The organism is Nostoc sp. DedSLP04, assembly GCF_034530775.1.
GTDB lineage: Bacteria > Cyanobacteriota > Cyanobacteriia > Cyanobacteriales > Nostocaceae > Nostoc.
Genome location: NZ_JAVRCL010000039.1, coordinates 1 through 11,641, shown reverse-complemented (window position 1 = coordinate 11,641; position 11,641 = coordinate 1). Strand labels below are relative to the sequence as shown.

At 43.3% G+C, this 11,641-nt stretch carries 5 protein-coding genes; 4 read left to right on the top strand and 1 reads right to left on the bottom strand.

Annotated elements, in window-relative coordinates; all coding sequences use genetic code 11:
- The first annotated feature begins 159 nt into the window (after positions 1-159).
- The 4 genes from RMX89_RS21560 to RMX89_RS21545 all read left to right on the top strand — a co-directional run bounded on the left by RMX89_RS21560 (position 160) and on the right by RMX89_RS21545 (position 10,125).
- Positions 160-5,601 carry a MupA/Atu3671 family FMN-dependent luciferase-like monooxygenase gene (locus RMX89_RS21560; protein ID WP_322690378.1) on the top strand — a complete coding sequence of 1,814 codons (5,442 nt, stop codon included), beginning with the start codon at positions 160-162 and terminating at the stop codon, positions 5,599-5,601.
- Between the two features lie 199 nt (positions 5,602-5,800).
- The gene (locus tag RMX89_RS21555) at positions 5,801-8,431 is read left to right on the top strand and encodes a non-ribosomal peptide synthetase (RefSeq protein ID WP_322690377.1); all 2,631 of its coding nucleotides are present in this window, start codon (positions 5,801-5,803) and stop codon (positions 8,429-8,431) included.
- 290 nt (positions 8,432-8,721) lie between these two features.
- Positions 8,722-9,135: a hypothetical protein gene (locus tag RMX89_RS21550; RefSeq protein WP_322690376.1), complete on the top strand. Its 414-nt coding sequence runs from the start codon at positions 8,722-8,724 to the stop codon at positions 9,133-9,135.
- A 111-nt stretch (positions 9,136-9,246) separates the two neighbouring features.
- The gene (locus RMX89_RS21545) at positions 9,247-10,125 is read left to right on the top strand and encodes a transposase (protein ID WP_322690375.1); all 879 of its coding nucleotides are present in this window, start codon (positions 9,247-9,249) and stop codon (positions 10,123-10,125) included.
- A 249-nt stretch (positions 10,126-10,374) separates the two neighbouring features.
- On the opposite strand, the gene RMX89_RS21540 is transcribed toward RMX89_RS21545, so the two are convergent.
- Entirely contained in the window at positions 10,375-11,316 is a 942-nt protein-coding gene (locus RMX89_RS21540) for a hypothetical protein (RefSeq protein ID WP_322690374.1), read from the bottom strand.
- Positions 11,317-11,641 lie beyond the last annotated feature (325 nt).

Genomic DNA, 11,641 nt, shown 5'->3' with positions numbered 1-11,641 from the left:
ACAGATGGGTAGGTTGGGTTGAACAAAGTGAAACCCAACATATACAAGTTTAGTAGTGTTGGGTTTCGTTCCTCAACCCAATCTACATTTGTAACAATCATTTCTAAAATTGGTATTTATTCTGACTTTTGACTCCTTTTTTAATTAATATTAACTCCAATGGAATTACTAAATTTCTTACAAAATATCTCGCTCAAAGGTGTCCAACTTTCCCTCAAAGAAGACGGACAACTACGGATTGGTGGTTCAAAAGCAACCTTAAATTCCACCATTATTGAAAGTCTCAAACAGCGAAAAGTTGAAATTATAAAATTACTCCACAATTGCCCAGATATTTTTGATATTCATCCCCTTTCTTATGGGCAAAAAGGTTTATGGTTTTTGTGGCAACTCAACCCTGACAGTGCAGCCTATCACATGGCTTTTGCGTGTCGAATTTATTCACCATTACAGATTGATAGCTGGCAGGAAGCTTGTCAAATATTATGCGATCGCCATGCAAATTTAAGAAGTACTTTCCCTCAACGAGAATCAGAACCAGTTCAGTGGGTGCATCAAACCTTCAAGGCTGACTTTCAATGGATTGATGCCTCAAGTTGGCAAGAATCAGAGTTGCACGCCAACGTAATTGAACAGTATAAAACACCTTTTAATCTCGAAAAAGACTCCTCCCTGCGCGTTCGAGTCTTCACTCAAAACGAAGAAAAACATATTTTATCAGTGACAATTCACCACATTGCAGGTGACGGATGGTCAATTGAGCTTGTGGTGAACGAACTGTTATCTTTGTACGCTGCTATCAGTACTGGACAAACTCCGAGTTTGCCGCCATTGGATCGCACTTATCAAGACTACGTACAGTGGCAGGAAAACTTATTAGCAAGTCCACAAGGGGAAAAACTTCGTAGTTACTGGCAACAACAACTAGCTGGACAACTGCCCATACTACAATTACCAGCAGATCGTCCGCGCCCCAGTTTTCAAACCTACAACGGTGCTTCTCAGTTTTGCCAACTACCAAATTCCTTGGTTGCCAAACTCAAGACTCTGGCCACAACCGAACGCACAACCCTTTATGTAGTGCTGCTGACGGCTTTTCAAATTTTGCTATCTCGCTACACTGGTCAAGATGATATCTTAATTGGATCGCCGTTAGCCGCAGGTCGCAGCCAGTCGCAGTTTACAGCCGTTATTGGTAATTTTATCGATCAAGTGGTGTTGCGAGGGAAGTTGGTAGGCAATCCCACCTGTAGAGAACTTCTTGCTCAAAACCGCCGCACTGTTTTAGAAATGTTTGCCAATCAGGGTTATCCTTTCCCTCTGCTGGTAGAAGAACTGCAAGTTCAACCCAATCCTAGCTATCACCCTATATTTCAAGTGGCTTTTATCTTGCAGAACTTTCGGCAATCGCCAGTTATGGAAGCGCTATTGTCACCAAAAGCCGTTCAAAAACCAATTACCTGGCACAACTTACAATTAGCACCCTTGGAAATGCCTCAGCAAGAAGGTCAGTTCGATCTCACGCTGGAAGCTGTAGAAACAAGCGAAGCGGTTTATACGGTGTTCAAGTACAATGCTGACCTCTTCAATGCAGATAGAATTGAGCGAATGATGGGGCATTTGCAGACATTACTTGAGGGAATTGTTACTAATCCTGACAGTCCGAGCGCGACACTACCACTGCTCACTAAAACAGAACAGCAACAATTATTGGTGGATTGGAATCAGACAAGTATTGACTATCCACAACATTTATGCGTTCATCAGTGGTTTGAACAACAGGTTGAACGGACACCTGAGGCCATTGCTGTGATATTTGGCAACCAAACCTTAACCTATCGAGCCTTAAACGAAAAGTCAAATCAATTAGCTCATTATTTGCAAAGTCTTGGCGTTCGACCAGAGACATTAGTGGGAATTTGCGTTGAGCGATCGCTAGAAATGGTAATTGGTCTACTGGGGATTCTAAAAGCGGGAGGAGCTTACGTGCCTCTTGACCCAACCTATCCTCAAGAGCGATTGGCATATATGCTCTCGGATGCAAATATATCGGTTTTACTTACTCAACAACGATTACTAGCAATTTTGCCAGTCACTTGCGCGCAAATTATTACTCTGGACGCAGATATCAGACAATTACCGCCAAAACTGGAAAATCTGCAAACAGAGGTCAAATCCCATCACCTAGCTTACGTTATTTATACCTCTGGCTCTACAGGTCAACCTAAAGGGGTGATGGTCGAACATCGCCAAATGGCAAATTTCTTCACTGGTATGGACGAACGGATTGGGGGAAATGGTGGCATTTGGCTCGCCCTGACGACGATTTCCTTTGATATTTCGATTCTGGAAATATTCTGGACTCTCGCTCGTGGCTTTCAGGTGATTTTGCAAGACGATCCCAAAAATCTATCTCCGACAAAAATATCTTCTTTGACAAAAGCCGATACCAAGCCTTTGGAATTCAGCCTGTTCTACTTTGCCAGCGATAATCAAACGGTGACAGCAAAGGAACATTACAAACTACTTATTGAAGGAGCAAAGTTTGCCGATCGCAATGGATTTACTGCGGTTTGGATACCAGAACGCCATTTTCATGCCTTTGGAGGTATTTATCCTAACCCTGCTGTTGCTGCTGCGGCGATCGCCACAATTACGGAACAAGTTCAGATTCGGGCTGGTAGCGTCGTTTTGCCCCTCCATGCAGAACTGCGCATTGCTGAAGAATGGGCATTAGTTGATAACTTATCCAATGGACGGGTAGGCATTTCTTTTGCTAGCGGCTGGCAACCCAATGATTTTGTGTTAGCTCCCGATCGCTACACCGAACGCAAAACGATTATGACACAAGGAATCGCCACAGTGCGGCAACTGTGGCGAGGAGAAGCGATCGCCCTTAAAGATGGCACAGGTCAGACAATAGATGTTCAAACTTTTCCGCGACCCGTGCAACCCGAACTCCCTGTTTGGGTAACTGCGGCGGGTAATCCAGAAACTTTCCATTTGGCGGGAGAAATAGGTGCAAATGTTCTCACCCATCTATTGGGGCAGAGTCTTGAGGATTTGGCAGAGAAAATCAAACTTTATCGCCAAGTCTGGCAAGAGCAAGGCTATGCGGGTACGGGTCATATTACTCTGATGTTACACACCTTCATTGGTGAAGATTTAGAAACCGTGCGCGAGCAAGTCCGTCGCCCCTTGTGCAATTATCTCAATAGCTCAATAGATTTGGTACTCAAAATGTGGGACGGGATGGATTTAGCTGCTCAAGTTAAATCCTGGGATGAGGGCGATCGCGAAGCTTTACTCTCATTTGCATTTAACCGTTACTTTGAAACTAGTGGGTTGCTAGGAACACCAGAAAAATGCCTGAGTCTGATTGAGCGTTTGCAGGCAATTGGAGTGGATGAAGTAGCGTGTTTGATTGATTTTGGCATGGATATTGATTCTACTTTGTCTAGTCTCAATTACCTCAAAGAAGTGAAAGAGCGTAGCAATCTAAAAACAAGTAACCACGATCCAGAACATTCCGTACTAGCTCAATTGCAGAAATATCCGGTATCCCATCTGCAATGCACTCCCTCCTGGCTACGAATGCTGATGACTACGCACAGTTTACATCCACTCAGGTCGCTGCAAGCCTTAATGGTTGGGGGAGAGAGTTTGTCCCCATCATTAGCGCAGGAACTCCGGGAAGCAATACCAGGGAAAATTTACAATATGTATGGCCCCACCGAAGCTACAATCTGGTCAACTACCCATGCTATTGATGTTGGCGATCGCAAAATCCCCATCGGTCAGGCGATCGCTAATACCCAAATTTACATTCTCGATCGCTATCTTCAGCCTGTTCCTGTTGGAGTACCTGGGGAATTGCATATTGGTGGTGCTGGACTTGCACGCGGCTATCTTCATCGGACTGATATTACCCAAGCCAAGTTTATTCCCAATCCCTTTAGCACCGACCCAAAAGCGCGGATTTACAAAACTGGCGATTTAGCGCAGTATTTACCTGATGGCAAGATCGAGTTTCTGGGGCGCATTGACAATCAAGTTAAAGTTCGTGGCTTCCGCATCGAACTTAGTGAAATCGAAACGGTACTCAACCAGCATCCTCAGATCCGCGAGAGTTGTGTCATCGTTCGTGAAGACACAGCGATGACAGTCGCTTCAGAGCAACAGCGATTGGTAGCTTACTTTATTCCAAAGCAGCAACCGAATAGCGATCGCCAAAAACTGCTCAAACTTCCTAACGGGATGACAATCAACCATTTGAGCGCTCACCAAACCAATGCGCTTTACGCCGAAATCTTTGAAAATCAAATCTATCTAAAGCACGGCATCACCCTTAATGATGGTGATTGTGTTTTTGATGTGGGTGCAAATATTGGTTTATTTACATTATTTGTGCAGCAGAATTTTTCCAACACCACAGTTTATGCTTTTGAACCGATTCCACCCACATTTAATATTTTGCAAGCAAACTTGAGTCAATATAGCCCTCAAGTGAAACTGTTTGAATATGGTCTTTCTCATCAACAAGAAACGGTTAAATTTACGTTCTACCCAGAAATGTCAGGAATATCTGGGCGTTTTGCCGAACCAGAAAAAGATAAACGAGCGGCAAAAGCAATGATTGTCCACCAGGTTGAAAATGGCGTAGTCGGACGGCAAGGAATACGCTCTCAAGAAGGAATCGACGAATTTTTAGCAGAACGATATCGTAGTGAAACCTATCTGTGTAAGTTAAAAAGCCTTTCTACCATTATTCGTGAGTATAAAATAGAGCAAATTGATTTGCTCAAAATCGATGTTGAGAAAAGCGAGTATCTTGTCCTTGAAGGTATTGACGAACAGGATTGGCCGAAAATTAAACAACTGGCGATCGAGGTTGATGGGTTGGAAAATCTGCAAAAAATTACTACTCTATTAGAACAGAAAAGTTATCAGGTTTCTGTGGATGAATACATTATTTCTAAAGGCGAACAACCCGATAGTAATATTGAGGTTTATATGCTCTATGCCATTCATCCCAACAGTTCGATACGCAAATCTCGTGAAACTAAATCTCAAAGAAAGCAGCATTTAGAGCAATTTTCTGGGGAAAAGTTCTTATCAGTATCCACATCAGAACTGCGCCAATTTATCAAAGCGAATTTACCAGAGTACATGATTCCCAATGATTTTGTGCAACTTTCGCACTTTCCCTTAACGCCTAATGGCAAAATCGATCGCCAAGCACTACCACTTCCAGATTTCCAAAACCAACGCACTCAAGAGTTTGTCGCCCCACAGACAGATATAGAACAAGCGATCGCTGATATTTTTGCCGCAGTATTAGGTGTTGAGGCTGTAGGCATTACTGATAACTTTTTTGAACTTGGAGGACACTCTTTTCTAGCCACCCAAGCTATTGCTCAGATTCAAGATACATTCAACATTGAAATTCCCTTAAGGGCACTGTTTGAAGCAAATACTGTTGCTGATTTAGCGATTATAGTTGAAGAAATTCTCTTAAAAGAAATTGAAGAATTAACCGAAGAAGAGGCTGAAGCATTAGTTAAGAGGGAACAAGAAAAAGGAAAAAAACTGCTCGAATAATTGGGTCTGAGAGCAACTAAATTGATTTATGAAAATAAATAAATAAACATCAATACGCTTGGATTAAGCATTTTTTTCTCTTCTCTCTGTTTCCTCTGCGCCTCTGTGGTTCGTTAAAAATTTGACTTTGATAAAGAGTTTTAGCCATAACCCAAGCGTATTGAAATAAATATGGTTCTTTAAAACTCATATTTGATTTTTGAAAAAAACTCAGTACACTTTTATTCCCCATTCTCTATTCCCTATTCCCCATTCCCTGATTAAAAACGAAAAATTAGGCGCAACCGATTCTAATATGGAAATTCCAGCACAACCTTTCTCAAATCGAAAATCACAACTCTCTGCGGCAAAACGAGCCTTGCTGGAAAAACGTTTGCGGGGAGAGTTAGTTAGTCCTGCAAAAACGCTAACTATTCCAAAGCGATCGCCTGAAGCTGCCCTGTTGCTTTCCTTTGCTCAGGAGCGATTGTGGTTTTTCAATTTACTAGAACCAGCTAATCCAGCCTACAACAGTTCCTTTAGTCTCAAACTATCGGGACACTTAGACATTGCAGCACTTGAACAAAGCGTTAATAGCGTCATTGAACGCCACGAAATATTGCGGACTAACTTCACTACAGAAAACGGTGAACCCCAACAAGTTATTCATGCCCATCGACCGATTACCCTATCCCACATCGACTTGCGTTATCACTCGGCATCGGAGCAAACTGCTGAAATTGACCGTTTAGCTGCCGAACATTCCCACCGTCCCTTTGATTTTGCTCAAGCACCTCTGCTGCGAGTCATGATTCTCCAGCTAGGAACAATAGATTATATTATTTTGACGACAATACATCACATCATTAATGATGGTTGGTCAATTGGGGTTTTTATTCAGGAACTATTTACCTTTTACCAAGCTTACAGACAAGGAATAGAGCCAATTTTGCCAGAGTTACCGATCCAGTATGCAGACTATGCTCTCTGGCAAAGGCAATATTTACAGGGCGATGTTCTCGAAAAACAACTAAATTACTGGAAACAGCAACTTGCTGGCATACCGTCTCTGCTGCAATTACCGAGCGCTCGCCCGCGTCCACCAGTTCAAACTAACCAAGGACAAACCCTAGCCTTTAGCCTGAACTCAACATTAACCCAACAACTGCGACAGTTAAGCCAAAATGCTGGCACAACTCTCTTCATGACGCTGCTAGCAGCATTTGCGGTATTGCTCTACCGCTACAGTGGACAGGAAGATATTGCCATCGGTTCCCCTATTGCTAATCGCGATCGCATTGAAACTCAGCATCTAATCGGTTGTTTGGTGAACACAATAGTCCTGCGAACTCACTTAGAAAATAATCCGAGTTTTACCCAGCTTTTAGCACAAGTCCGAGAAACTACCTTAGAAGCTTATGCCCATCAACAAATTCCTTTTGAAAAAGTTGTAGAAGCACTACAGCCTGAGCGTAACTTGAGCCATACTCCTCTATTTCAGGTGATGTTCGTTCTCCAAAATGCTTCCATTGCCCCCTTAAAATTACCTGGGTTAACTCTGACACCTTTACAGCCTCAAGTCAGCACCGCCCTATTTGATTTGACCTTAACCTTTGAAGAAACTGCTACAACTCTAGTTGGTTCCTGGGAATACAGCACCGATTTATTTGCAGCAGACACCATTACTCGGATGACGGGACATTTCCAAACCTTAGTGGAAGCAATTGTAGTCAACCCTGCTCAAGGTATTGGTGAATTGGCTTTGCTTACACCATCTGAACTACATCTGATGCTGGTTGAGTGGAATAATACGGCTACTCCATACCCAAAGGATTACTGTTTTCACCAACTCTTCGAGCAACAAGTCCAGCGCACCCCCGAAGCGACTGCTGTCGTCTTTGAAAATCAGCATTTAACTTACCAAGAACTCGATCGCCAAGCTAATCAACTCGCCCATTACTTGCAAAAAATTGGTGTTGGCTCAGAAGTTTTAGTAGGATTGTGCGTTGAGCGATCGCTCGATATGGTAGTTGGAATCCTGGGAATTTTTAAAGCGGGTGGTGTTTATGTTCCCCTTGAGCCAACTTATCCCCAAGAACGACTGGCTTATATATTGGCAGATGCCTCAGTAGCAGTATTGCTTACTCAAAGCAAATTAGCCGAACTATTGCCGAAACACCAAACTCAGATTGTTTATATTGATGACGATCGCCTGTTGTCTCGGCAGCCCCAGACACCTCCGATTTGCCAGAGTCAGCCTCATAACCTAGCCTACGCCATCTATACTTCCGGCTCAACAGGGCAACCCAAAGGTGTCCTCATTGAACACTTAGGGTTACTCAATCATCTCTATGCCATGATTGCTAACCTTGACCTCAAGGAAACCGATGCGATCGCCCAGACAGCCCCGATTAGCTTCGATATCTCTATTTGGCAAGTCCTGACTTTACTGCTAATTGGTGGTAGAGTACACGTTTTTAAGTATGAAATTGTGCGCGAACCAGCCCAACTGCTGGAACAGATTGAGCGTCAAGCAATCTCTGTCCTCCAAATAGTTCCCTCACTCTTAAAAATGTTGCTTGAAGAGGTTGAGCGATCTCAGCCTCAGATCCCACACCTCTGTAAACTGCGTTGGTTATTAGTAACTGGCGAAGCTTTTGAGACTAATCTCCAATATTGGTGGTTCGACTATTATTCTCATATTCCCATGATGAATGCTTATGGTCCTGCTGAATGCGCTGATGACGTAACTCTTTATCCCATTTCTTCAAGGGGCGACAATCATCGTAAAACCAAGCCAGATAAAGGTTTTGGAGGCACAGACACCTTGAAAAAATTAGGTGCTTATTGAGAATGAACTGTGTAAGGCTAGAATACCGATTCAGTAATCAAGAGGAAGTAGGGGTAAAAGTAGCGAAGACACTGTTAGCGAAATATTTATTCACACTAAAAAGCAATAAAAATTAATCAATTTGGAGAAATCGTGAATGACTTCTTGCAGCAGTTTTAGCACCAATCAGAAACTGTCAACCAGAAGTTTTATTTCTTGAATTATAGAACTAGCCCTTTCAAGGTGTTGTGTGATGGGCTGATTTGTAGTTTGGTAAAAAGAGGTGCAAATCTGTTGGGTGGAGAAAAAAAATGTTGCTAGGGCAGGTATTTGAGCGTTTTGTCACAGAAAGCCCAGTATCAGTGATGGTTCGTGGGCTTTTAGAGAAAGCACTATGTCCCCAAATCATAGATGAACTGTTTGAACGTAGTGCCAAAACCCAGTACACTCGTGAGCTATTATTCTCCACAGTAGTTAATTTGATGAGCCTTGTGGTCTGCGGAGTTCATCCATCAGTACACGCAGCACACCAAGCATCAGTGGAAAAAATAGGTGTTTCAGTTACCTCGGTCTACAATAAAATCAACGGTATTGAACCGAGTACCAGTGGGGAGCTAGTCAGAGAGGTTGCTGGTCAAATGGAAGCGACAATTCGACACCTCAATGCAACAATACCGGATTTGCTACCAGGATATCGAGTAAAAATTATTGATGGTAATGCGTAGGCGTAGCCCGCCGCAGGCATCGCGGCGACCGAACACCGCTTAAAACCATTACGTGAAATTAGTAGCGCCCCGTTACTAGGGCAATCATTGGTCGTACTTGACCCAAGTTTAATGCTGGCAGTAGATGTATTTCCTTGTGAAGATGGTCATGCCCAAGAGCGTTCTTTGTTTGACGAGGTACTACCAACTGTTGAAGAAGATGACGTTTGGATTGCAGACCGGAATTTTTGTACACTCAAGTTCTTATTCGGTGTTGCCGCAGGTCTTGGCTATTTTATTATCCGACAGCATCAAAGTCTGCCTTGGCAAGCAACCGATGATTTCCGATTAGTAGGTCAAAGCGATAGTGGTACTGTATTTGAGCAAAACATTATCTTGAGTGCTGATGATGGTCAACTGTTAAAGGCACGACGAATTAAGGTCTGCTTGAAGCAGCCTAATCGTGACGGGGACAGAGAAATTTTTATTCTGACAAATCTGCCGTTTGAGGTAGCAAATCCAATGTTGATAGCCCAAATGTACCGCAAACGTTGGAAACTCGAAATCTTATTCCAAGTTCTGACAGAAAATCTCTGCTGCGAGATTAATACGCTAGGCTATCCAAAAGCGGCTTTGTTTACCTTCTGCATCGCTTTAGTCGCCTATAACATTCTGTCTACCGTTCAGGCAGCCCTGAGAAGTTTTCATGGAACCGAGAAGATAGAAGCCGAAATTTCCAGCTACTATTTAGCCGACGAAATTAAAGGTACTTACAGAGGAATGATGATTGCCATTCCCCCTAATGAGTGGTGTGTTTTTCAGAACATGACCTTCTCAGAATTATCGCAAACTCTCAAACATCTGGCAGGCCTTGTCAAACTGAGAACTTTTCGCCGTCATCCGCGAGATCCTAAGAAAGCTCAACCTAAACGAACTTATCTTAAGAACAAGCCTCATGTCTCAACTGCTAAGATTCTAAACCAGAAAAAGCTGCAAAATCACACACCTTGAAAGGGCTACCTATTGTTTACTAGCTGTCTCGTCAACGAAGAGGCAGAGGGGCAGAGGGGATGGGGAGCAGGGGAGAAACCCCATACATAAATGGAGGGGCAAGAAAACGGACGTATTATTTCTCGTCCGTTGCATCTCGAAATAAATGTTTTTCTTTTGAGCATAAATAAATTTAGGGGCTTGAAACCCTAAAAGCCAAGGGAATCCAAAATCTTTCTCCTCTGCTCCCCTGCTCCCCTGCTTCTTCGGTCACTTCTGCTGCTTCCAAACAAGGTTGTACTCTCGTTCCACAGCCGCCAGCAGCTTTGCCTGCAAAGATGACAGATACGGTTTAGCTTGTTTCCCCAACCCCTGCAACAGCCAATCCACAGAAGAGTCACGGTTAGCCACTTCATGCAACTGCCGTAACCTCACACATAACTGCTGCATGAATTGGCAATCTTCATCAAGCAATTCCAGTAACTTCAGGTGTTCGATTTTTACGGTGTAGTCACCGTCCCATGTCTGGACTGTACAACTATATTCGCCAACGTGACTTACCACACCCCAATAACCCGCTTTACCTCTCAAGTCTGGGTTATCCTTTGGCAAAAGAATGCATATTTCACCAATATGGTAAGGATTGGGTACTTTCGTGCTTCCGCGTATCCTATCCACTACGTCTTTCACTATGCGACCGGATGGAATCTTATTGCCAGCTTGCTCTACTGCCTGCTGCCATACATCCGCTTGCACAGCCGGTTCCAACTCGGCTTTCGCCAAAAAACGCAATTGTCGTTCGTTGGTCGGCATTGGAATTTGCCGACCAATGGTCGGCAAAAACTTTTGAAGATTCTCATAAACCACAGTAGCCGAAATCTTTAAGTAAGCGGCATCACGACTATAATTGAAGCGATCGCGGCAGTATTCTTCAAAAGTCCGGTGCGTGGAACGGTACAGCCGTCTGTCCCTCAACTCCATAAGCGCCTGACCTGCTGACAAAAATGCCCTTTCTACCTGACCTTCCAATTGCAAGCGTAAGCTTTGTTCTTCCTCGGTCAACTCTGTAACTTCAACAGCAGTAACCGTAATCGTTGCTGAAGCTGGATTTTCGTGCGAAGAAGGATCTTTTTTTGCAGAGTTGGTGGCTGGCTTTGGTTCACCAGATGCCCCAGGGATAACTTTCTTGCGTCTGGATGGTGGTTTGTTCATTATTCCACCTCCAGGCTGACAACAGTCGAACAAATATTGAGTTGTGTCATCATGAAATATAGAGTTTTTATTTATGCCCCCATCCTTTAAGCAGGTTGGGGTTTTCATTGCTTTTTATATTTTGCACCGATGGAAGAATACTTTGACGAAAATCAGTCCAATACCACAGTTAACAAGAAATACTTCAGAAGTCAGGAGCCTGAATTCAATTCTGACTTCTGACTTGTAATAACTGAATTCAATTTCAGCGTCTTCTATAAATCCCCTCTTCCTGGAGTTTAGACTAAAAGCGATATGAGAGAACGCGAATCAAATAGAATTAGAG